This is a genomic window from Shewanella atlantica (genome assembly GCF_003966265.1).
GTDB classification, from domain to species: Bacteria; Pseudomonadota; Gammaproteobacteria; order Enterobacterales; family Shewanellaceae; genus Shewanella; species Shewanella atlantica.
The window spans coordinates 236,582-258,682 of sequence record NZ_RXNV01000004.1 but is presented as its reverse complement, the minus strand read 5'-3'; the positions used below and the strand labels follow the sequence as shown (position 1 = coordinate 258,682).

Annotated in this window: 19 protein-coding genes; 12 read left to right on the top strand and 7 right to left on the bottom strand. The window is 46.3% G+C overall.

The features are described from left to right. Nucleotides 1-86: 86 nt before the first annotated feature. From sucC to EKG39_RS12375, 3 genes are all read left to right on the top strand, one after another. Entirely contained in the window at nucleotides 87-1,253 is a 1,167-nt protein-coding gene (gene sucC, locus EKG39_RS12385; RefSeq protein WP_126506057.1) for an ADP-forming succinate--CoA ligase subunit beta, read from the top strand. Further along, entirely contained in the window at nucleotides 1,253-2,125 is an 873-nt protein-coding gene (gene sucD / locus EKG39_RS12380) for a succinate--CoA ligase subunit alpha (protein ID WP_126506056.1), read from the top strand. Before sucC ends, sucD begins: the two co-directional genes overlap by 1 nt. Nucleotides 2,126-2,230: 105 nt before the next feature. Further along, nucleotides 2,231-3,157 carry an AEC family transporter gene (locus tag EKG39_RS12375; RefSeq protein ID WP_126506055.1) on the top strand — a complete coding sequence of 309 codons (927 nt, stop codon included), beginning with the start codon at nucleotides 2,231-2,233 and terminating at the stop codon, nucleotides 3,155-3,157. 98 nt (nucleotides 3,158-3,255) lie between these two features. Here the strand turns inward: EKG39_RS12375 and fur are convergent, their stop codons facing one another. Continuing rightward, nucleotides 3,256-3,687 carry a ferric iron uptake transcriptional regulator gene (gene fur, locus EKG39_RS12370; protein ID WP_126506054.1) on the bottom strand — a complete coding sequence of 144 codons (432 nt, stop codon included), beginning with the start codon at nucleotides 3,685-3,687 and terminating at the stop codon, nucleotides 3,256-3,258. Nucleotides 3,688-4,351: 664 nt separating this feature from the next. On the opposite strand from fur, the gene cobB reads away from it, so the two are divergent. Next, on the top strand, nucleotides 4,352-5,113 hold the full coding sequence (gene cobB / locus EKG39_RS12365) for a Sir2 family NAD+-dependent deacetylase (protein ID WP_126506053.1): 762 nt from the start codon (nucleotides 4,352-4,354) through the stop codon (nucleotides 5,111-5,113). Next, nucleotides 5,113-5,604 carry an AAA family ATPase gene (locus EKG39_RS12360; RefSeq protein ID WP_126506052.1) on the top strand — a complete coding sequence of 164 codons (492 nt, stop codon included), beginning with the start codon at nucleotides 5,113-5,115 and terminating at the stop codon, nucleotides 5,602-5,604. Before cobB ends, EKG39_RS12360 begins: the two co-directional genes overlap by 1 nt. A 117-nt stretch (nucleotides 5,605-5,721) precedes the next feature. Here EKG39_RS12360 and EKG39_RS12355 read toward each other — a convergent pair whose 3' ends face one another. Both EKG39_RS12355 and EKG39_RS12350 read right to left on the bottom strand, forming a co-directional pair. Further along, a complete protein-coding gene (locus EKG39_RS12355; RefSeq protein WP_126506051.1) occupies nucleotides 5,722-5,955 on the bottom strand; it encodes a hypothetical protein in 234 nt (77 codons plus the stop codon). A gap of 84 nt (nucleotides 5,956-6,039) precedes the next feature. Beyond that, nucleotides 6,040-6,531 (bottom strand): GNAT family N-acetyltransferase, encoded by a 492-nt coding sequence (locus EKG39_RS12350; protein ID WP_126506050.1) that lies wholly within the window; start codon nucleotides 6,529-6,531, stop codon nucleotides 6,040-6,042. 462 nt (nucleotides 6,532-6,993) lie between these two features. Here EKG39_RS12350 and nrdG point away from each other — a divergent pair, with 462 nt between their 5' ends. Further along, nucleotides 6,994-7,446 (top strand): anaerobic ribonucleoside-triphosphate reductase activating protein, encoded by a 453-nt coding sequence (nrdG, locus tag EKG39_RS12345; protein ID WP_126506049.1) that lies wholly within the window; start codon nucleotides 6,994-6,996, stop codon nucleotides 7,444-7,446. 12 nt (nucleotides 7,447-7,458) lie between these two features. Continuing rightward, complete coding sequence (gene nrdD / locus EKG39_RS12340) at nucleotides 7,459-9,279, top strand: anaerobic ribonucleoside-triphosphate reductase (protein ID WP_126506048.1); 1,821 nt, start codon at nucleotides 7,459-7,461, stop codon at nucleotides 9,277-9,279. A gap of 116 nt (nucleotides 9,280-9,395) precedes the next feature. Here the strand turns inward: nrdD and EKG39_RS12335 are convergent, their stop codons facing one another. The 4 genes from EKG39_RS12335 to eco all read right to left on the bottom strand — a co-directional run bounded on the left by EKG39_RS12335 (nucleotide 9,396) and on the right by eco (nucleotide 13,805). After that, entirely contained in the window at nucleotides 9,396-10,691 is a 1,296-nt protein-coding gene (locus tag EKG39_RS12335) for a cytosine deaminase (RefSeq protein ID WP_126506047.1), read from the bottom strand. Between the two features lie 10 nt (nucleotides 10,692-10,701). After that, a complete protein-coding gene (gene codB / locus EKG39_RS12330) occupies nucleotides 10,702-11,967 on the bottom strand; it encodes a cytosine permease (protein WP_126506046.1) in 1,266 nt (421 codons plus the stop codon). Between the two features lie 554 nt (nucleotides 11,968-12,521). Continuing rightward, nucleotides 12,522-12,944 carry a DUF3568 family protein gene (locus tag EKG39_RS12325; protein WP_126506045.1) on the bottom strand — a complete coding sequence of 141 codons (423 nt, stop codon included), beginning with the start codon at nucleotides 12,942-12,944 and terminating at the stop codon, nucleotides 12,522-12,524. Between the two features lie 273 nt (nucleotides 12,945-13,217). Further along, nucleotides 13,218-13,805, bottom strand: a complete 588-nt coding sequence (eco, locus tag EKG39_RS12320) for a serine protease inhibitor ecotin (protein WP_126506044.1) — start codon at nucleotides 13,803-13,805, stop codon at nucleotides 13,218-13,220. A gap of 282 nt (nucleotides 13,806-14,087) precedes the next feature. Here eco and EKG39_RS12315 point away from each other — a divergent pair, with 282 nt between their 5' ends. The 5 genes from EKG39_RS12315 to EKG39_RS12295 all read left to right on the top strand — a co-directional run bounded on the left by EKG39_RS12315 (nucleotide 14,088) and on the right by EKG39_RS12295 (nucleotide 22,095). Continuing rightward, the gene (locus EKG39_RS12315) at nucleotides 14,088-16,292 is read left to right on the top strand and encodes a molybdopterin oxidoreductase family protein (protein WP_126506043.1); all 2,205 of its coding nucleotides are present in this window, start codon (nucleotides 14,088-14,090) and stop codon (nucleotides 16,290-16,292) included. A gap of 33 nt (nucleotides 16,293-16,325) precedes the next feature. Further along, entirely contained in the window at nucleotides 16,326-18,446 is a 2,121-nt protein-coding gene (locus EKG39_RS12310; RefSeq protein ID WP_185817589.1) for a DmsC/YnfH family molybdoenzyme membrane anchor subunit, read from the top strand. 826 nt (nucleotides 18,447-19,272) lie between these two features. Next, a complete protein-coding gene (locus EKG39_RS12305) occupies nucleotides 19,273-20,187 on the top strand; it encodes an alpha/beta fold hydrolase (protein ID WP_126506042.1) in 915 nt (304 codons plus the stop codon). A gap of 427 nt (nucleotides 20,188-20,614) precedes the next feature. Continuing rightward, nucleotides 20,615-21,301 carry a polymorphic toxin-type HINT domain-containing protein gene (locus tag EKG39_RS12300; protein ID WP_126506041.1) on the top strand — a complete coding sequence of 229 codons (687 nt, stop codon included), beginning with the start codon at nucleotides 20,615-20,617 and terminating at the stop codon, nucleotides 21,299-21,301. 257 nt (nucleotides 21,302-21,558) lie between these two features. Further along, the gene (locus EKG39_RS12295; protein ID WP_126506040.1) at nucleotides 21,559-22,095 is read left to right on the top strand and encodes a GNAT family N-acetyltransferase; all 537 of its coding nucleotides are present in this window, start codon (nucleotides 21,559-21,561) and stop codon (nucleotides 22,093-22,095) included. Nucleotides 22,096-22,101: the final 6 nt, after the last annotated feature.

Here is a 22,101-nt window from a genome sequence, read left to right as displayed (position 1 = left end):
TCTCGATGAGATAATGAGTAAATACCCTCGTTACTGGCCCCAAAAGAGCCAGTTGGATTTGATAAGAAGTATACGGATAGATCATCATGAATTTGCATGAGTATCAGGCTAAAGCCCTATTTGCCGAATATGGTTTACCAGTGTCAGAAGGTTTCGCTTGTGACACACCTCAAGAAGCTGTTGAAGCGGCAGGCCGTATTGGCGGAGATATGTGGGTTGTTAAGTGTCAAGTACACGCAGGCGGCCGTGGTAAAGCAGGTGGCGTTAAAGTTACAGGCTCTAAAGAAGAGATCAGAGCATTTGCTGAACATTGGTTAGGTAAGAACTTAGTGACTTACCAGACTGATGAGAAAGGACAGCCAGTCGCTAAAATTTTAGTCGAAAGCTGTACTGACATTGCGAATGAATTGTACCTGGGTGCCGTTGTAGACCGTTCAACACGTCGTGTTGTGTTTATGGCGTCTACCGAAGGTGGTGTTGAAATTGAGACTGTGGCTGAAGAAACGCCAGAGCTTATTCACAAAGCCATCATCGATCCTCTAACGGGCCCTCAGCCATACCAGGCACGTGATCTTGGATTCAAGCTAGGTCTAAACCCGACTCAAATGAAGCAATTCACTAAAGTCTTTATGGGTTTAGCGAAAATGTTTGAAGATCATGATTTTGCACTGCTTGAAATCAACCCATTAGTGATTACTGACGAAGGCAATATTCACTGTCTCGATGGTAAGATTGGTATCGATGGTAATGCATTGTTCCGTCAAGAGAAAATCCGTGACATGCACGATCCATCACAAGATGATGCTCGTGAAGCTCATGCGGCTAAGTTTGAACTTAACTATGTTGCACTAGACGGAAACGTCGGCTGCATGGTTAACGGTGCAGGCCTGGCTATGGGTACGATGGATATCGTAAACCTACATGGTGGCAAGCCAGCGAACTTCCTCGATGTTGGCGGCGGAGCGACTAAAGAGCGTGTAGCTGAAGCATTCAAGATCATCTTGTCAGATGACAATGTTAAAGCCGTATTGGTTAACATCTTCGGTGGTATCGTTCGTTGTGACATGATCGCTGAAGGTATTATCGGCGCAGTTAAAGAGGTGGCTGTAACCGTACCTGTTGTCGTTCGCCTTGAAGGTACTAACGCCGATCTTGGTCGTGAAGTACTGGCAAGTTCTGATCTTGATATCATCGCAGCTACAAGTCTAACTGACGCAGCTGAGCAAGTTGTTAAAGCTGCGGAGGGCAAATAATGTCTATCTTAATCAATAAAGATACTAAAGTTATCTGTCAGGGTTTCACTGGCGGTCAAGGTACTTTCCACTCTGAGCAAGCTATCGATTATGGTACGCAGATGGTCGGCGGTGTATCACCAGGGAAAGGCGGTCAGGTTCACCTGGGTCTTCCGGTATTTAATACTGTTAAAGATGCCGTAGCTGAAACAGGTGCAACAGCGACTGTTATCTACGTACCGGCACCATTTTGTAAAGATGCGATTCTTGAAGCGATTGACGGTGGCATTGAGCTCATCGTTTGTATCACTGAAGGGATCCCAACCTTAGATATGCTTCAGGTTAAAGTTAAGCTTGAAGAGACTGGCGTTCGCATGATCGGTCCTAACTGTCCGGGTGTTATCACTCCGGGTGAGTGTAAGATTGGTATTATGCCTGGTCACATCCATAAGCCTGGTAAAGTTGGTATTGTTTCTCGCTCTGGTACGCTTACTTATGAAGCGGTTAAGCAGACTACCGATGAAGGTTTTGGTCAGTCTACTTGTGTTGGTATCGGTGGAGACCCAATTCCCGGTACTAACTTCATCGACGTTTTGGAGATGTTCCAAAATGATCCGCTAACTGAAGCAATCGTAATGATTGGTGAAATTGGTGGTACTGCTGAAGAAGAAGCGGCCGAATATATCCAAGCTAACGTGACTAAGCCTGTTGTTTCATACATTGCAGGTGTTACAGCACCTGAAGGTAAGCGTATGGGCCATGCCGGCGCGATTATCGCTGGCGGTAAAGGTACGGCTGAAGACAAGTTTGCTGCTCTTGAAGCCGCAGGCGTGACTACAGTACGTTCACTTGCTGAAATCGGCACAGCATTACGTACTAAGACGGGTTGGTAATCTTTACCACTCATTAAAAAAGGCGCCACTGGCGCCTTTTTTGTTAGCTTTAGCTAACTTTCCCCTTAGCGCTTGTCAAATTTTAGACATCTACCCGGCCATCCGATGACAATTATCTCTATCATATTTCCGCTCCTCTCTATGGTGCTTCTTGGTTACTGGGTGACGCATTTTCAATTTTTCAGCAAAGCTCAGATAAGTGGGATTAGTAAGTTTGCCTTCAATCTGAGTATTCCCGTCTTTCTGTTTTTAAACATGTATCGGGCACCTTTAGAAACGAGTTTCGATATTAAGGTGTTGGCCGCATTTTACCTGCCGGTACTCGGTGTTTATCTTTGTGGTTTCCTGCTCAGCCGCTACCTTATAGACAGAAGAGGGGGCTCCAATGCAAGCAGCGGCGTATTTGCCCTAGGATGCAGCTACTCCAATACGATTTTGGTTGGCCTGCCGGTGATCATTGCGGCGCTGGGCGAGCAGATGATGGGTAATGTCTTCGCCATCATCACCTTCCATAGCGCTCTGCTGTTTGCATTAACATTTATACTGGCGTCAAAGCGCTCTGCCGATGGCTTTTCATGGAGAAATTTTACCGGCTCGATACTGTTTAATCCTGTGGTACTCAGTATTTCTGCGGGCCTGCTGTGTAATGCCATCACTTTGCCGATCCATCAGGACCTGTTGGCGACATTAACCCTTATCTCCGAGCCCGCTTTAGCGTGTGCACTGTTTGTACTGGGGGCAAATCTCAGCTTCTATCGCGTCGCCGATGATTGGTACGCATCTTTGCTCGCCAGCATAGTTAAGTTACTGCTTTTACCGGCTATGGTTTACCTGTTTGGGAAGTATCTACTGTATTTGGATCATCAGCAGGTGTCACTCGTGGTATTAATGAGCGCATCTCCTTTGGGGGTGAATGCCTACTTGATTGCGAGTCAACTGAAACAGCAGCAATCGACGCTGGGTAGCGCAGTAGTCTTGTCTACCTTGCTTAGCGTGTTTAGTTTCAGCTTTTGGTTATGGATACTGTTATAAAAAGGAGGGGAGGTAACGGTAGGCATAAAAAAACCAGCACAAAGCTGGTTTTTATATCGTAGTCACCGGGACTACTGCAACAGGTTCGGGCTCAACTATCAGGTGTCGCCGTGATCGCACTCATCATTAGTACAAACACCATAGAGGTATAAGCTATGGTTGGTCAGCTTAATGTTGTGTTTCATGGCAATTTCGTCTTGGCGAGATTCGATGACATCATCTGAAAACTCGATAACTTTACCACAAGACAGACAAACCAGATGATCATGATGATGCTGAGTAGCCAGTTCAAATACGGCTTTACCACTCTCAAAATGGTGACGTGTCACGATACCTGCGTCGTCAAACTGGTTCAGTACGCGGTATACGGTTGCAAGACCTATCTCTTCACCAATATCGAGTAACGTCTTGTACAGATCTTCTGCGCTGATGTGCTGATTTTCCGGTCCTTGCATCAGTTCTAGGATCTTGACTCGTGGTAAGGTAACTTTTAAACCCGCCTTCTTTAGCGCTAGATTTCCATCTGTCATTACTAATCTCTTGATTGCAGAACCATTAGCCAAGCCAATATCGGTTCATTTGTGAATACTGGAATCTATTATATGTGTACAAATTGAAAACATAAACCTTTGATCTTGCTTTCTGACTGCTTAAATAAATAAATTGTATAAAACTCCCTCATAATGTCGATAAAACCTGTTTTTTAAGCTTACATTTTGTATTGTTATTCTTAGGTTTATACCCAAACCACTTCAAAATGCAGAATTCAGCATGTCGAGAAGTGACAGAGTTCAAGACATGAAATAGTAGGACTAGTTATTCTCATTCAATATTTCATAACGTAGAACAATGTTGCTTCTCGCCTTGCCCTGCGGGAGCTCCCGTAGAATAACTGCACTGTGTTAGTGCTATCAACAAGGGAATAACCATTCTCTCAATCACTGCCTTGTTCAGCTATCCTACGGGAGCTCTGAAACGAGCATCTTGAGGTAGCTTGGGTATATACTAATGACCAATATGCCAGAGAGAGAATTTTAGGCAGAATTGCAGTTGCCCCCATAAACGAGCCGGTCATAGGCTGGTATCGATCCGGCAGAACCTTTGGTTAACGGGTCTAATCTGTTTTTGACGTGAATATTGGTAGGCTAAATGGGTGTGAGCCGTTTGACGTGACAATAATTATAAGGACTGAAGATGTATCGGCAGATAGTGGTATTAACCGGGGCTGGAATTTCAGCCGAGTCGGGCTTGAGAACATTCAGAGACCAGGATGGGCTATGGGAAGAGCATAAAATTGAAGATGTCGCAACGCCGGAGGGCTATGCAGCAGATCCTGAGTTAGTCGAAGATTTTTACAATAATCGCTGGCAGCAGCTCCATAGTGGTGATGTCGAACCCAATAAAGCACACACAGCACTTGCCCGTCTCGAGCAAGAATTTGATGGTGATCTGTTAGTTGTAACTCAGAATATCGATGATCTCCATGAGCGGGCAGGCTCCCGCCGCTTGCTGCATATGCACGGTGAACTATCTAAGGGACGTTGTCCGCGCTCCAGACAAACCTTTCTGCTGCGTGATCCTTTCGGCCCTGAGCATACCTGTACCTGTTGTATTCCGGCCCAGAGGCTGCGCCCGCATGTCGTGTGGTTTGGAGAGATGCCAATCGGGTTAGATAGAATTCAACATGCACTGGATACCTGCGACCTCTTTATCGCTATCGGTACATCTGGTTCGGTTTATCCGGCGGCAGGCTTTGTGGATACGGCCAACCATCATGGTGCACAAACCGTTGAGGTAAACTTAGTGGCTGCGGATCGTCATAGTCAGTTTCAATATCACCTTCAGGGCAAGGCCAGCGCCATCTTGCCGGAATTAGTCGACAAAATATTGTCGGGTAATATTATTAGCGATCAGGATGATAAGCCTGCTCCTGCTCTGATAAATAATGCCAACTGATGGAACCCGTTGTCAGTCATAAACAGCCAATAGAGTCGAGTGAGCCTTTAAAGCTGGCCATCATAATGCGCGGGCTTCCCGGAAGCGGTAAGTCCCATTGGGTCGATCAGTTTATCTCCGGGCAGGAAGCTGATGTCGCCGACAGGGTTTGGCGCTCGGGACTTTTTTCAACTGATAGCCAGTTTTACCTCGATGGAGTGTACTGCTTCGATAGCAAGCGACTCTCCGAGTATCACCAGCGTAATCTGACCGGGTTTATACAAGCCTTATCTGTCAGCGTGCCGATTGTCATCTGTGACAATACCAACCTGGCTCGCTGGGAGGCGATGGCCTATGAAGCGGCGGCTAAGGCGCTGGGCTATCGGGTTCGTTATGTGTTAATTGGTGATCCTCAAGATGAGGCGCATCAAGCCGTGTGCGCCGGCCGTAATAGCCATGGTGTTCCTTTGGAGCAGATAAAGCGGATGGCGAGGCAGTTCGAAGCGTTTTAATTTATTTCTGCTTCCTCAATAGACAGGCTCTTCAATCGTCCGGCAGCCATCTAACCGCCATGGGGTGGGCAATAATTCAGCGCTATTAACTTTAGTGCTATTAACTTCAGCGGGGCTCTACTGTTTCGATTGCAGGTGAAGCACTATCTCATCTCTGAGCTTATCGATAAGTTCTGTATTGCTCTCTTGCTTCAGGGCAAGCCAACCATCTGTCCCCATGACATCTATGGTGTGAATATTGAGACCATTACTCAAGCTGCCGTTACTGCTATCGCTCATGGTCCACTCACCGGACAATCGGTAGATCCCTTGTGTTGTATGCAGCCTGCTAATCGTAAATGTCGTCATCATTCTTCTTTATCCCTCAAACTCTATGCCGTTAACAGCTAACGCTTCAATAATGCTAATACGTTGAGCTTGTTTTCCTTTTGGGAGCTAGCGGGACACTCTCGCCATAAGATAGGCATCGACATAACGGCCATCACGAAAGGCGTAATTGGTTGCAGTTCCCTCTTTCACAAAGCCGGACTTCTCATACAGAGCGATAGCGGCCTCATTATCTGTGTAGACTTCGAGTTCAATTCGCGTCACATTCAGCCAGTTGTTTGCAAGATTAATCATAGCCGCCAACAGTTTAGCGCCAATGCCTTGGTTTTGTTGATTGCTACAGACGGCCATACCTATATTCCCGACATGTCTGCGGCGTGGAGAACTCATGAGCTGCATGCCTATCTGACCGACGATGACCCCGTTGGCCTCAGCGACCAGACTGTAACTGTCTTTATCCGCAGACGCCAGTCTCTGTTCCCACGATTGCTGAGAAGGATAGGGGAGTTGCAGCGTACCCGAATAGGCGGCTGGTTGAGCATAAAGGGCTTGTATACCGATAAAGTCTTTAGGCTCTGTGTGTCTGACTGTTACTTCCATTTTCAGCTCCCTGCTGCTTATTCTGCTTGATCTTCTTATGTCTGCTCCTTGATGCCGCTCTGCATCCGAAGGAGGCTAAGTACCTAGTTAAACAGACTCTCATACTAATACCAATCGGTATTAGAAAGTAATCTACTCAGAGTTTTTAATGGCAAACTAATTCGAGGCGAATGCGTGAGGGAATGGTGCTTGTTTTTAAGTCATTAAATGCAGAACCAGGCTGCTTGAATCAGGCTCTTTTAGGACAAGCTTAACGCCCTTTTAAGCTATCTGAGTGTAGAGTCTTTTGCCTTCCCTAGTTGCTTTATTGCATGACTGCAAGCCGATCCCATCATCAATTTAATCAAAATTAAAATACTTGATTGAAGTTTGACCAAAATCAAGAGTTCTCCATATTGCATGTTCACAGCCTACTATATCTTGTGTATGTTTTTTGTTTAAGCACTATATATAGGTGTGAGTATGTTCAACTCTCTGCCCGCTCAAGTCGTCATGCAAGAGGTTCCCGGTGAGATCTCATTGCTGTTTAGCATTACCGGTTGTGATGTTGGCTGTAAAGGGTGCCACTCGACAGAGCTTTGGAATGAAGAGTATGGCGAGCCGCTGAATGAGGAGCGTTACAAAGTTTACCTCAAACAATATCAGGGCTATGTCAGCTGTATTTTGTTCTTTGGTGGAGAGTGGCAACCGAAGAAGTTAAGCGAGTATCTGGTGCTCGCTAAAAAGATGGGGTTTAAAACCTGTCTATACACAGGGCGAGAACAGGTCGGGCGGGAGATCCGTGCTCAATTGGATTTTCTTAAAACCGGTGAGTTCGATTATCAAGTAGGCGGACTCGATAGTCCTGATACAAACCAGAAGTTTTATGATTTAGCTCAAAATAAAATAATTAATTATAAATTCATTAAAGATTAAGGATATCAAATAATGGAACACATACCCTCGGCGCTAATCGAAGAGAAAGTGCAATTCATACAAGATTACATAGATGCTGCTAATGCCGCAGACGGGTCTAAGTATGATGCCAACGCCAATGTCAGTAGTAAAAACCTGGCGACGCTCGAGACCGAGTTGAATAAGGATATCAATATTGCGATAAACCGGCGCTTGATGAAGAGCCAGATCGCAAACCTATTCGATGCATCTCTGGCCGAGGAGTATGAGGGCAGTATCAATGAACATCTTATCTATGCCCACGATGAAAGCTCATTAAAGCCCTATTGTGTGAGTCTGTCTCTCTACCCCATGTTACTCGATGGACTGACTAAGTTAGGCGGTGAGTCGTTAGCCCCCCTACATCTGGAGTCTTTTTGCGGTTGCTTTGTTAACTTAGTATTTGCCGTCAGTGCCCAATTTGCCGGTGCGGTGGCGACGGTTGAGTTTCTGACCTACTTCGACCATTTTGCCCGTAAAGATTATGGCGATGACTATACCGTCACCGCAAAAGACAAGATTGAGGCGCATCTGCAGCACGTGGTCTATAGCCTGAATCAACCGGCCGCCGCTCGTGGCTATCAATCCGTATTCTGGAACATCTCTCTGTTTTCAGAGAGTTTCCTCAACGCCATGTTTGAGAACTTCGTGTTCCCCGATGGTGATGCGCCCAACTGGAAATCAGTCAATAAACTGCAACACTTCTTCATGGACTGGTTCGGCAAAGAGCGTGAGATAGCCCTGCTGACTTATCCCGTGGTTACCGCAGCTATGTTGACTAATCAGGGACAGGTGGCGGATGTGGAATTTACCGAGTTCTGCAGCGACCAGATGTCGAAAGGAAATAGCTTCTTCGTCTATATGTCTGAAAGTGCAGACTCCCTGGCTTCCTGTTGCCGCCTTCGTAACGAAATTGCCGATAACAGCTTCTCCTATACCTTAGGAGCGGGCGGGGTTGCGACGGGCTCTATCAATGTAATCACGCTGAATTTGAGTCGGATTATCCAACAAGGTAAAGATCTTCGTGATGAAATTGAAAAGATTCAAAAGTACCAGGTGGCCTACCGAAAATTGATGGAGCACTATCAGGCGTGTGGCATGCTCCCTGTGTATGATGCCGGCTTTATTCATCTCGATAAGCAGTTCTTAACCATAGGCATCAACGGTATGGTCGAGGCGGCAGAGTCCCAGGGCATAGTGGCGGGCAATAACAGCGACTATAAGGCATTTGTAGAGAGCCAGCTGAAGATCATCTATCAGGCCAATAAGGATGCGAGTCGTCGTTGGGGCTATAAGTTTAATACCGAGTTTGTGCCGGCCGAAAACTTAGGCGTCAAGAACGCTAAATGGGATAGAAAAGCCGGCCTCAAGGTCAACCGGGATTGCTACAACTCCTACTTTTACCCGGTAGAGGATGAATCAATAAATCTGGTGGATAAGTTTGTGCTTCATGGTAAAGAGCTGACACAATTTCTGGATGGTGGTTCGGCGCTGCATCTGAACCTGGATGAAAACCCCGATCCCGAGCAGTATTTCAAGATTTATCAGATAGCGGCAAGGACGGGATGTAACTACTGGACGACCAATGTGAAGGTAACTATCTGTAACGCCTGCAATCACATAGATAAACGAACCTTACATGCCTGCAGTGTCTGCAACAGTCAGGATATCGATTGGGCTACGCGGGTGATCGGTTATCTCAAGAAGGTCACCAGTTTCAGCGAGCCAAGACAGCAGGAGCATGCGTTAAGGCACTATCACCGTGAGGAGACTAAGTGTCATAGTGAAGAGTCTAAGTTGCAGAAAGTAAGCTAATTTTACTGGTTATGTTTACTCGAAAATGAAGGACAAAGGCCGGGAAGCGCTTTGTCCTTTTTGATGTATCAATGTGTCTGCCAAGTTATCAGTTCAGCGTCAAGGCTTGTTGCCTATTAACGACGAAAGTTAACCCCTTCGGTTTCAGTCAGATGTATCTGTGTAGTCGCGATTTGTGTCTGAGCTAACACTCTGCCGTGGCGTATCGAGAATCGCACCGGTACCTGACGACGAACGGCATCGAAACCATTGTCGGCGGGGAGGATGAGTAAATTGCCGGGCTTGCCCGGCTCGATACCATATTGGTTGTGGATATTCAGAGTGCGCGCCGACTTGCTGCTGATAAGGGCCAGAGAGTCGTTTATCTGCTCGTACCCCATTATCTGACACACATGCAGACCCATATGCAGCACCTGTAGCATGTTAGCCGTGCCAAGAGGGTACCAGGGATCGAAGATATCATCATGGCCGAAGCAGACATTAATATCTGCCGCCAGCATCTCTTTGACCCGGGTGATGCCACGGCGTTTAGGATAGTCATCGAAGCGTCCCTGAAGGTGGATGTTAACCAGAGGGTTGGCGACAAAGTTTATTCCCGACATCTTGAGCAGACGGAACAGGCGAGATGCGTAGGCACCGTTATAGGAGTGCATAGCGGTAGTGTGGCTCGCCGTTACACGTTCACCCATATCAAACTTATGGGCCAGGGCGGCGACGGTCTCAATAAAGCGTGACTGCTCATCATCTATCTCGTCACAGTGAACATCGATAAGTCTGTCATATTTGCGGGCAAGCTCGAACACATAGTGCAGGGATTCGACGCCATATTCACGGGTAAACTCGAAATGAGGGATGGCGCCGATAACGTCGGCCCCTAATTTCACCGCCTCTTCGAGCAACCCCTTGCCATTGGGATACGATAAGATCCCCTCCTGAGGGAAGGCGACTATCTGAATATCGACCCACTGCTTCATCTCCTCCTTCACTTCTAACATCGCCTTCAGGGCGATAAGGGTTGGATCGGACACATCGACATGGGTGCGAACATGTTGAATACCGTTGGCTATCTGCCACTTGAGGGTCTGTTTCGCGCGAGATTTTACATCCTCGATAGAGAGCTGTGCTTTACGCTCTGACCAGCGCTCAATGCCCTCAAATAACGTGCCTGATATGTTCCAACTTGGCTCACCAGCGGTTTGCGTGGTATCTAAATGAACATGAGGCTCACAGAAAGGGGCGATAGCCAGGCCGCCTTCACCATCTAACGTCTCCCCGAGCGAGTTTTCGCTGAAGGTTAAGCTTTCTGTCATCGAGGCTATGCGCTGGAACTTTCCCTCTTCAATCAGGATCTGATGCAGACCATCCTTGCCTTGAAGTCTAATGTTTTTGATCAGCATATTTGAAGCTGGCATGGTGTTTTCCTTATGCATTTGTCGCAGTTTTATCCGTTGATTTTATTGAACTCTTGTTTGTCTTACGTTTCAGCACTGAGTCTATAAACAGGTAGCTTACCGCGCCTGCGAGTACGGCATTAATTGGAACTATGCCGGGTAACAGGTGGCCGGCCATAACCCCAATTACTACACCCGAAATGGCAGCCCAGTTCACCGTCTCGAATTTAGCGTTTGCAAAGTCTTTGTACTTTTCACGGTTTCTCAGAAAATCGGCAATGATAATGCCACCTATTGGCGGTATGGCGGCGGACAGGAAGGTGAGCCAACCGACGAAGTTATTATAGAGCCAAAGTGCGCAAAGGGTGCCAATTATGCCGTTGAGAACAGAGAGGTATCTGCTCGGTAATCCGGTGATGTTGGAAAACCCTAAACCCGATGCATACAGGGCATTGTCATTGGTGGTCCAGATATTTAACCCCAATATGATAATGGCGGGGATCAATAACCCCTGGGCTATCATCACCTCGGATATATCGGACTGTCCAGTTGCCGCCGCACCTGCCGCGCCGAAGATAAACATCAAAGAGTTACCGATGAAAAAGGCGAACATGGTGACGAACACGGCATTCATGGGCTTCTTGCCGAAGCGCACAAAATCGGCGGTGAGTGTGCCTGCGGAGATAAACGAGCCTACTACTAACACCAGAGCCGTCGAAAACTCCATGGGCTGATCCGGTGTAAATGCCATGAGTCCATCAAGCCCTCCCATCGTATCTACGGCTTGTAGTACCGAGAAGCCGCCGAACAGAGCGATCGCGGGGACGGCAATGGCTGAGAGGATCATGATGGCAGCAATGCCGAAGTAAACAGTGGCGGTCATAAGCAGACCAGAGATAAGGATAAGGAGGTTAGTGTCTATTCCTGTTGCCTTATGCACCGGGATGGCAAACATGGCGACTCCAACACCGAACCAACCAACTTGAGTACCACCGAGAAGAAGAGAGGGAAGCCAGGAGCCTTTTAAACCGAAAGAGTAACGAGCGAGGAGGTGGGTCGAGAGACCAGATTGAGCGCCGATGTAACCAAGAGATGAAGTATAAATGCCGAGAATTAAATTACCGATGAGAACTGCGAGAATGAAATCATTAAAGGAGAGTCCGGTTCCCAGTGTCCCTCCCGTCCACATACTTGCCGAAAAGAAGGTCAACCCCAGCATCACCATGGTGAGAGAGAGAATACCTTTTCGTGCCGATTGCGGAACCGGCCCTAAACTATAGTTGTTGTCGCCTGCCATTTGTTACCCTCAGTAGTATGTTGGATAAATATTGCGGCTTACCTGAAGTGTTTCGATTAATAAATAATGTGAACGTGCAGTGATTAACTGGGTTTCAGACAAACGGCGCGTATTTTAGAGATAAAAAAATAATTGTCAACGATATTTACGGTGTGAATTTGGAATAGTGTTTTCTATTATTTATGCATATCACTTAACTTAGGTGTTAATTGTATTAATTGTATTAATTGTTAGGTAAGTTCTGTTTGATTACTTTTTCGGGATATGATGTTGCGTATTTCCGGTTGAATGTTGAGAATGTTGAATCTAACTGTTAATCGCTTCGGTTGTAATAAACTTCCGATACTAAGGTTGAAAGACTAACCTTTAATGAATAAGCGGCGAGAGTCTACAGGAGGGACCAGCAAGAGGATTAACTGGAGTGCTAACGACGAGTTATCGGGCGATACTCACCGTTAGTCAGTGAGCAGCAGCCAGCCTTCATTAATCGTTAAACAATTACTGGCCGGCGAGTATTACGCCCGAATCTGGTGCTATACAGGCATGATTGTCTATCATGACCTGCTTAAGTGGCACTCTACCTTCGAATCATCGCAGATCTTGAATATGCCTTGTTTCATTGATGCTATATGGCTGTCTGTATCAATGCGGGCATCGGATGCAAGGATCAGCTGAGAATGCTCGGCGTCCAGTTTTGATATTTTAATGCTGACAGAATATGAGTCTTTAGTTGTCCCTCTAACTAGCTTAATCACTCTTTCTCGCTCATCTTTCGATGTGATTTCAAGTTCCGGGTTGTTCTCTATCGTATCTACCGCAACGTGATACACATTATCGGCTTTCGCCTTTATATTGACCGTGGCGACCTTATGTTGTGAGCTCGTATAATAGACGATAGAGCCGAGGGCTAAAGCGCCTAAACCGGCGCAGCCTGAAAGTTGTGATACGAACAGGATAATTAAAAGAAGACGTTTCATGATAATAAAATAATATGCTGGAAAGTCTGTGGAAAATACATTGTCATCAGGTTGGTGGCCAGAAAAATATTTTGTTGCGGTTATTTGTAACGCTGAATTAATTCCAATCGTTGCATTTGTTGGTGTCGTGTGTATTTTGTTTTGCTAAGTTTAAATAAATATCATTATAATCAAAGCCAAGATGTTATCTTAGCTTTGATTATTAAATGTCGTTAATTGATAATTAATGCCCGCCGGTATTAAACCGGCGGGTTAAATCATGACTGTTGAGTGTTAACTATTGTCAGCTACAGTTGATTTTGAATAGTTGAATTGACTCTCTACTTTCCATACGCGGTATCTCAGTTCACTACCTTTTGGTAGATAGAATACCTTAGCCAGACGGCTATCGTAGTTAAGCTTTAGCTCGTCTCTTATCTGGACAAACGCCTCTTTGTGCTCCTCTTTACGTATGCAGGCCATACGCGTACTGGGTCCTTCAGTGATGCTGTCTACCTGGTAATAATTGTAGCCCCATCCCTTAACCGAGTGCTGCTTAAGCTCACCCGTAAGCATCTGCCGGTTACAATCTACCATCTTGGTTTGTCCAATTTGAATTTCAACCATGTAGTTGGACTCGTCGCTGAGCTTGGGCAGGGTCAAGATGTGCTGCTCCATGCCTTCATTTGGTGCCGGGAACATCTTGGTTGCTTCCTGGCTTTGATAATCTGTCGATGAGAAGGCTTGGGTGGTGATCATATTCTGATTATGTCCGCTTGGATGCGCAGGGCTGGTTGCCAATGCATTAAATGAAAGAAGTGAGAATGCTAAGGCAGTTGTAGAGAATGCGTGCTTAGCGGTTTTTAGTGTGAATAAATTCATGAATGCTCCAAAAAATAGTATCTGTGTGCTTGTGTAGTACTTCTATAAACGGCACAAAAAAGAAAAGGGGTTAATTATTTTGAAAAATATTTTTATTAGCAAGATTTAAAATCAGTTTAATCAACATCAATACTGCACCAGTTTAAGGCGAAGGCACTGGCATTGAGCAAAGTTGCAATTATGAATTTTCTTATCTCATTGTTTTTAAAGGATTGATACCCCATGGCATGAGTGCTGCATTTGGTTAGCTAGAGTTAACTTATTGGAACCGGGGCAGAAATTATGTTGTTTGGCCGCAAGAAGAGAAAGCCGATTGCTATACCTGTCAAGAAGGTGAATGAGTGGAAGTACACCACCTGTAATTATTGCTCTACTGGTTGCTCTATTGAGATAGGTTTAGATGAGCAGCAAAAGATAGTGACGACACGAGGTCATGCCGGCGCCGATGTGAACCGTGGCAAGTTATGCATTAAAGGCATTCTTGAGCATGAGCTGTTTGATAGTCCCGGTAGGGGAACCGAGCCGCTTATTCGGGATAAGCATTTTGATAAGTTTGAGGCCACCTCATGGGATCATGCACTGGATTCCACGGCTAAGCAGATAAAGCATATTCAGCAACAATATGGCAGGGATGCCTTCGCCATCGTTTCATCGGGTCAACTGCTGACCGAGGAGTTTTATACCTTAGGCAAGTTAGCCCGCGGGGTCATCGGCACCAATAACTATGACGGTAATACCACCTTATGTATGGCATCGGCGGTGAGCGGCTACAAACGCTCATTCGGCGCCGACGGACCGCCGGGTTGCTATGATGATTTTGAGCATACCCACTGTTTAATGGCTTTTGGGTCTAATCTTCCCGAGCAACACCCCATCATCTATTGGCGTCTTAAAGAGGCGCTGGAGAAACGTCATTTCCCTTTGATTGTAGTTGACCCCCGAGTAACCATGTTGGCGCAATTTGCCGATATTCATCTGCCCATCACACCGGGCACTGATTGCGTGCTGATCAATGCCATGATGCATGTGATCATTAACGAAAACCTGCAAGATCAAGGCTATATCGATGCCCACACTCAGGGGTTCGATGAGGTTAAGGCGCTGGTTCAGGACTACAACCCTAAGCAGGCACAAGATGTGTGTGGTATCGATGAGGATACCATACGCAATGTCGCCCGCATCTATGCTAAGGCACCAACCGCCATGAGCATCTGGACCATGGGCATTAACCAGTCGACCCATGGCTCAGATGGCGTTGCCAATATCAATAACCTGAATATGGTGACCGGTAATATTGGTAAGCCGGGGGGCACCAGTTTGTCGATTACGGGCCAGTGCAATGCCATGGGCACCCGTGAATGGTCATCTTGCTCCGGGCTGCCCGGTTATCGCTACCTTGAAAATGAAGCCGACAGGAGTGAGATCGCCGAGTTCTGGGGGATTGACCCTGAGTTCTTTCCAAAGAAACGGGGTTTGTCTCAAACCGATATTTTCCCCGCCATCGAAACCGGCGAGATAAAAGGCTTGTGGATCGTCGCCACCAACCCCATGACCTCAATGGCCAATACCGCTCGCATTCGAAAGGCGCTGGAGAAGCTGGATTTTCTGGTGATCCAGGATGTCTATCAAGATGTGGAAACCAACCAGTATTCCCACGTCTATTTTCCCGCAGCGGTCTGGGCCGAAAAGGAGGGGGTACACACCAATACCGAACGTCGGGTCAATCTTATCAGCAATGTGTTGCCGCCCTATAAAAACGCTAAGCCGGATTTTTGGATCTTCAATCAGATGGCCAAGCGGTTCGATAATGGTCATATGGTCCATTTTCCCGAGACGCCTGAAGGGGCGTTCGAAGAGATGAAATATCTCTCCAAGGGCAGATTAACCAATGGGCATCCGAGGCACTTAGATATCTCAGGCATGAGCTACGCCAAATTGGAGACTGCCAAAGGGATCCAGTGGCCATATCGGGAGTATGAGGTCGGCCTGAAGGGGAGTGCGAGACTCTATAGTGATGGGATTTTTCCGACCCCCAATGGTAAAGCCAACCTGTTGCCTATCCGTTTTTATAACAACAATGAGCAGCCCTGCCGGGAGTACCCGTTCTGGCTCAACAGTGGCCGTGTGGTAGAGCATTTTCACACCCGTACCCGCACCGGAAAAATCGGCAACTGTAATAAGTTCAGTCCTACCGCCTATATGGAGATGAACCCGGATGCGGCCAAGACATTAGGGGTGGAACACCAAAGCTATGTTCGTCTCACCAGCCGCCGTGGCGACGCCGTTGTGCTGGTGCAATTGACCCAGAGGGTGCCGCGCAACATGGTGTTTATCCCGTTCCATTTTCATGACTGTGTGAACCGCTTAACTCTGGGGTTGCTCGATCCACATTCGAGGCAGCCGGCATTTAAGCAATGCACTACCCGTATCGAACCTATCTGCCAGTCAGAGGCCGCACGCATCAACGCCGAGCGACGCGCATTTTAACATGAGAAATCGGGCGAATTTAAGGAGCGACTTATGAGCAGATCTACTATCGAAGGTGAATCAGAGCTGGTATCTCCAAAGCGCGGGGATGTGGGTGTATATATGCCCGAGAAAAAGACTGAAGCTGCATCAAATCAAGTCGAAGTCGGACTGGAGCAGAAGGGACGCTCTAACCATTGGGAGGTCCGTACTCAGGAGCAGGCCTATGCCTATCTTCCCAAGTCAGATCCCAGGAATAAGAACGAAGTTGAAAACCGTTATGGCAAACGTATCGACTTGGTGGAGTTGACCGACAACCCGGTGGGGCGCTCTCTGTTTATCAACGGTAACCCTGAGGTCGGGACGAATCCGGATCGTAACAAGCAACACGGCTTCTTCTTTACCGCAGATAACTGTATCGGTTGTCATGCCTGCGAGTCCGCCTGCTCGGAGAAAAACGACAATCCTCCCCATCTGGCATTTCGCTCCGTGGGTTACGTCGAAGGGGGGACCTACCCGGATCACAAGCGAATGAACATCTCAATGGCCTGTAATCACTGTGACGACCCAGTCTGTCTGAAAGGCTGTCCCACGCGGGCTTACACTAAACACGCCGAGTATGGTGCCGTCTTGCAAGATCCGGAAACCTGTTTCGGTTGCGGTTATTGCACCTGGGTGTGTCCCTACAATGCCCCGCAGCTGGATCCGGTTCAGGGACGCGTATCTAAGTGCAACATGTGTGTCGATCGCCTCGAGGTGGGGCTAAAGCCCGCCTGCGTGTCGGCCTGTGTAGGGAACGCGCTGGACTTCGGTGTGATAGAAAATACTCCAGAGAACCGACAGCAGTGTAAAACCAGTATTCCGGGCTTTCCCTCGCCGGAGATCACTCACCCCAATATCCGTTTTCAGCAAACAAAATCCCTGCCGGAGGAGATGAGCCGCACTGATGATATGCCGGTTAAATATCGTAAAGGCAGCGATGGCCAGTATCGGCCAACTATTGATAAAGGAAATGATAAAGAAAGTGACCCAAAAATCGGTAAGAACAGATATTGGAACCTGTCTAAGCTTAACAGCCGTGAGAACCCGTTGGTCATGTTTACTTTGCTCGTACAAGCGGCGTTGGGCACCTTTATCATCCCTTTTTCAGCGGCACTGCTGGGTATCGACCTCTTCGAGGAGTTTATGGCGTCGAACCTCTTTCTGCCTCTGGTGCTCTTATCGATTGTGATGACATCTCTGGGTCTGTTTATGAGCGTGACACATCTGGGCAAACCTTTTCGTTTCTATCGCGGCTTCAATAATTTGCGCTACTCGCCCATGAGCCGTGAGGGGTTTGGCTTAGCGCTGTTTTCGACCTTTTTGGGACTTACCGCACTGCTTCTCATCCCATCCAATAGCTGGATAAATACAGCAATTAGTAGCTTAGGGCTAGAGCTGGGCTTAGACCTGGACTTAGACATAAATTTATCATCGCTGACCACAAATATGTTGCTTGAGCGGGGCGTCGTTATCACCGGCATAATGGCTGCCATCTCGGGATTAGCGGGCTTATATTACATGAATCAGTGTTACCAAATTAAGGCGAGACCGTTCTGGAACCATTGGCAGACGGGGACCAGCTTTATAGGTAACAGTTTATCTCTGGGAGCCGTAGTAAGCTGCATGGTTATGCTGCTTTCAACCGCAGGCGAGTCTTTGCCTTCGATGCGTGCAGTACAAGCATTTGGTTTCATCTTTACTGCAGGGTTGGTTATCGAGGCCATAGGTCTCATTGGCCACAACCGGACACTCAGTCGCAGTGAAAATGAAGGCGGCGCTGCGCATTACATCCAGTGCACCAGCTTCGGTAAAACTTATCTGCTACGTAATGGATTACTGGCGTTTAATATTCTCGCCGCGAGCGGTCTGCTATTGGCGGGCTTCATAGAGGTGAGTGAGTCTCCGGCGGATCAGTCGATAGAAAATGAACCGTTTTTCCTCGCTGCCTGGGCAAGCATAAGCCTGATTAACCTGATCACGGCGGTTATCGGCAGAGCGCTGTTTTACAACTTAGTGATCCCAACCACCATGCCCGGCGCCTTTTTCTGGAAAAACAAAGGCTTTGAGCAACATGCCAGAGACATAGGGTTAGCCGATAATCCCGCTACTGGGGTGGCGCCGCTTGCTCATTGACCCAGGTGACGGATTGGACCGTACAGATTAGAAAGCAGGAGAGAGAATATGCTGACATTAACGTCGATAATTAACAAAACTGTCTGCTTGGACTGACCTATTTCAACGCAGAAGGTGAGGTCTTAAAGCAATCTCTGCTCGCCCATCCGGAGCTGGGAATCAGTATACGGCTAAATTCGGGGAGTTCTTCCGAATTTTTGATACCCCACGACCTCAGCTGTTGGTTTACTGCACCGGAAGGAGACTTTCATACCAGTGTTGAGAGTATCAGGGCAAGCGATACCGATTACCTGGCGACTCGCTGGCCCCACATAGTGCTGGCTCAGTAATAATTAGTGGTCAAGTAAAAACAACACTTTACTAAAGCTACTTTGGCTTATTGACCAGGAGCTTGATAACACAGAAATATACTCGCTATTTTTCCTGTGTTTGGTGCCGACCATGGAAGTATGTAGAGAAAGAAGTCAACCTTGAGAGATGCCTAAGTGGGGGGGGGCAACTTCACATAACCAGTCAAAAGTTATTCCAATCATGGAGTAATTACACTAATTTAACATTAGAGTAATTACTCTAACGCTCAGGTATCAAAGTAACTAATGATGATTAGGATTAAAAAGCGCTCTTAGCTTGGTGGTTGTCTCTGTATGTGTATTGGCTGGTGTCACGTTATATGCCACTGAAACTGCAGAAAGTAATCTTCCTGCAACAGAGCCTCAAAATTACACAATTAGCCAAGTATCGATAGGATTCAACTCAATTAGTCGATAAAAAGACCAACTCGCTACTTGCTCTTTTGTAAAATATTCAATAATAAAAAAGGATATTCATGAAAAAGATTATGATGAGAATATTGTTGATTGTACTCGTTGTACTTTCCCCTGTTCTTTACCTGATTTATACATTTACTTTTACAGGTCCTATACCAGATGAAGAATTTCAAAAAAATCTTCCTGATATAGTGAAAAACCTTGAAGTGAAAATCGATGGTGAAGGTGAAGAAACCTTAGTGTTTATCCATGGCTATCCTGACAGTTTAGAGCTTTGGGACAAGCAGGTAGAATTTTTAAAACAAGATTATACGATTGTTCGATTTACGCTACCAGGATTTGAGTTAGAGGATAATGGAGAAAGACCTCATTACAATATCAAACAGATTAGAATGATTACAGACTCCTTTATCAAAGGGTTAGATAGAGGGGCTGTCACAGTTATGGCTCATGACTGGGGGGCTGTGTATGCTTCTCAATACCTTAAGAAAAATGACTTAGTGGATCGATTAGTACTCTTTGACATCGGAAGTTTTGGAGACGAGAAGAGGCCCACTATCAATGTCAAATACACCTTTGCACTGGCTGTTGCCTGGACTTTACCTGAATTCCTCGGAGAAAAATTAGCATTATATACAGCAGATAAAATTCTACAGATTGAAAATGTTGACCCTAATAAAACAATCGAAGATTTACGACCAGACGCCCGTATGACCTACCCATACTGGCATTTATGGAAATCGGTTTTATCGAAAAACACCACAAAGGCAACAGAGGTAAAAGATTATGGAACGCCTTTCCTTTTCATTTACGGGAAAGATAAAAAGGTATGGTTTCATGCCAAAAGCTGGGAGAAGCAGGTACAAGAACTGAATAAGGGGCAAGTTGAAGTTGTGCCTGGTGGTCATTGGTTTATGCAGTCTTCTCCTGATCTGGTTAATCAAAAGCTCTCTGGTTGGTTGAGTGCTAATTAAAGAAACTGAAACATTGTTCTTTTTATCTAGTTGATGGGGCGTGTTTATAGATGAGAAGGGGATCCCGTTCGAGTGATTCCCTTATATTCCATATGAGAGGTACGGTCAAAAGGCCGTTTTCATGTTGGATGAATGGCTATTCGCGCAAGGCGGTGGTTATGTCGTTTAGTCATTTATTTTTATATACCTTTTAATTAATTGACGACTTTAAAAGCTCGTTCGAGTAGCAAGTCCGTAAGAAAACAAGCAAACCAACATGGTCTAAAAAGTTTGGTTCTGCTGACTGTGTTGGTTACTATAGCCAAGCAATTTTTTAGCCTGTTGCCAGGCCAGTATGCGTAGCAAATGATGGATAGCGATAGCGCTTCTATTTTAAGGATTTTAAGTTAGCCCTATTGAACTAATATTTGGAAGTGTTGATCAAGAGATGTTAGAGATTGAATATGCTATTGGTGATTTAAAAACCTCTATGTTTGCCGTAGAAGAGCACCCTTTTTTTCTTATTGCTGAGGAATGGGTGAAGGCCGGGAACCTTAATGTGGGTGACAAAATACTCGGCTGTAGCGGCGCCGTAGCGGAGATAGCATCAATAAATAAAATCGAAGGGACACACCACTGTCGCGATTTGAAAATCAGCTACAATCATAATTATTTTGTGACTAAACAGAGCACCTTGGCTCAGGACACAAATTGCGATAGAGCCCCGATAGATCCGCTTGAGCTTATCGCCTACCAGTTGGCAAATAAGCCCTCTAATTTCCCTGATGGTAAGCCAACGGGTAACCACAGTGGCCCCTGGGCAGCGGCTAGATATTTAAATCACGATTCAGGGAAGGAAGTCATAGGGTGGGGCCGTGCAAATGACAATATGTGTGCTGAAGATGCAGCTGTAACAGATTTGAAGCATAAACTCGGTGATGCTATCGGATTACATCGAGGTAATGTAGAGATTTCACATGCATACGTGAGGAAGTATACTAAAAAAGGCCGCTTAGTGAACAAAATGAGTCCTTGTACTCACTGCCGGGATAATTATGGCAGCGCGCTAAATGACGGCTCTCTGGGCGTGAGTAATTTATCTAAAGACGGTCGTGGATATTTACCTCGTAGGTAAATGAGTCTCAGCTACACCATTTTAACCATTGATAATCAAGCATAGCAAAGACGTCAAGATGGAGACCTCGTTAATCTGACGGGTTTACACTTCTTCGCGAAGGTCAATCCGGGCATTAAAGGCTCCCATTGCGGTTGATTGCAAATCTGGTTCTTTGACTGTCACTGGGCCAGGTGTTGTCTATGAACAGATGTACTTACCTATCGCAGAGACGCGAGAGTACATCTGCAAGGCTTAAGGAACATAAAGGTCAATAAATGAAGCTTTTAACATATAGCCCAAGTCATATTGCAGAAATTAAGCAGCTGTTCACTCAAGTATTTTCAGACTCAGAAGGTGAGTCTGAAGGTTTGTTGATAGGAAGCTTAGCCTATCAGTTATTGACGGAAACTGATCCTCAGGACCTTTATGGCTTCATTGCTATCGAAGATGAGCAGATCGTAGGTAGTATCGTCTTTACCAGATTGGTATTTGAAAGTGGGATCAATGCTTTTCTTCTCTCTCCGGTAGCCATACACACCGGCTATCAAGGAAAGGGGGTTGGCCAGAAACTGATTCGATTTGGCATTAATCAGCTAAAAGAACATGGTGTTGGGCTCGTCTTTACCTATGGAGATCCTAATTTCTACTCCAAAGTCGGTTTTAATCCCATTAGTGAGAAATTAGCTAAGGCCCCCTTAAAGATGACTTACCCGGAAGGATGGCTGGGTCAATCATTGGTGGGAGAAGCGTTTGAACCCATTATCGGCAACTCCTATTGCGTAGAGGCATTGAATAACCCTGAATATTGGTAAGTGAGC

Coding starts and splice junctions, on each gene's coding strand:
- sucC (WP_126506057.1), top strand. CDS start 87: ATGAATTTGCATGAGTATCAGGCTAAAGCCCTATTTGCCGAATATGGT.
- sucD (WP_126506056.1), top strand. CDS start 1,253: ATGTCTATCTTAATCAATAAAGATACTAAAGTTATCTGTCAGGGTTTC.
- EKG39_RS12375 (WP_126506055.1), top strand. CDS start 2,231: ATGACAATTATCTCTATCATATTTCCGCTCCTCTCTATGGTGCTTCTT.
- fur (WP_126506054.1), bottom strand. CDS start 3,687: ATGACAGATGGAAATCTAGCGCTAAAGAAGGCGGGTTTAAAAGTTACC.
- cobB (WP_126506053.1), top strand. CDS start 4,352: ATGTATCGGCAGATAGTGGTATTAACCGGGGCTGGAATTTCAGCCGAG.
- EKG39_RS12360 (WP_126506052.1), top strand. CDS start 5,113: ATGGAACCCGTTGTCAGTCATAAACAGCCAATAGAGTCGAGTGAGCCT.
- EKG39_RS12355 (WP_126506051.1), bottom strand. CDS start 5,955: ATGATGACGACATTTACGATTAGCAGGCTGCATACAACACAAGGGATC.
- EKG39_RS12350 (WP_126506050.1), bottom strand. CDS start 6,531: ATGGAAGTAACAGTCAGACACACAGAGCCTAAAGACTTTATCGGTATA.
- nrdG (WP_126506049.1), top strand. CDS start 6,994: ATGTTCAACTCTCTGCCCGCTCAAGTCGTCATGCAAGAGGTTCCCGGT.
- nrdD (WP_126506048.1), top strand. CDS start 7,459: ATGGAACACATACCCTCGGCGCTAATCGAAGAGAAAGTGCAATTCATA.
- EKG39_RS12335 (WP_126506047.1), bottom strand. CDS start 10,691: ATGCCAGCTTCAAATATGCTGATCAAAAACATTAGACTTCAAGGCAAG.
- codB (WP_126506046.1), bottom strand. CDS start 11,967: ATGGCAGGCGACAACAACTATAGTTTAGGGCCGGTTCCGCAATCGGCA.
- EKG39_RS12325 (WP_126506045.1), bottom strand. CDS start 12,944: ATGAAACGTCTTCTTTTAATTATCCTGTTCGTATCACAACTTTCAGGC.
- eco (WP_126506044.1), bottom strand. CDS start 13,805: ATGAATTTATTCACACTAAAAACCGCTAAGCACGCATTCTCTACAACT.
- EKG39_RS12315 (WP_126506043.1), top strand. CDS start 14,088: ATGTTGTTTGGCCGCAAGAAGAGAAAGCCGATTGCTATACCTGTCAAG.
- EKG39_RS12310 (WP_185817589.1), top strand. CDS start 16,326: ATGAGCAGATCTACTATCGAAGGTGAATCAGAGCTGGTATCTCCAAAG.
- EKG39_RS12305 (WP_126506042.1), top strand. CDS start 19,273: ATGAAAAAGATTATGATGAGAATATTGTTGATTGTACTCGTTGTACTT.
- EKG39_RS12300 (WP_126506041.1), top strand. CDS start 20,615: ATGTTAGAGATTGAATATGCTATTGGTGATTTAAAAACCTCTATGTTT.
- EKG39_RS12295 (WP_126506040.1), top strand. CDS start 21,559: ATGAAGCTTTTAACATATAGCCCAAGTCATATTGCAGAAATTAAGCAG.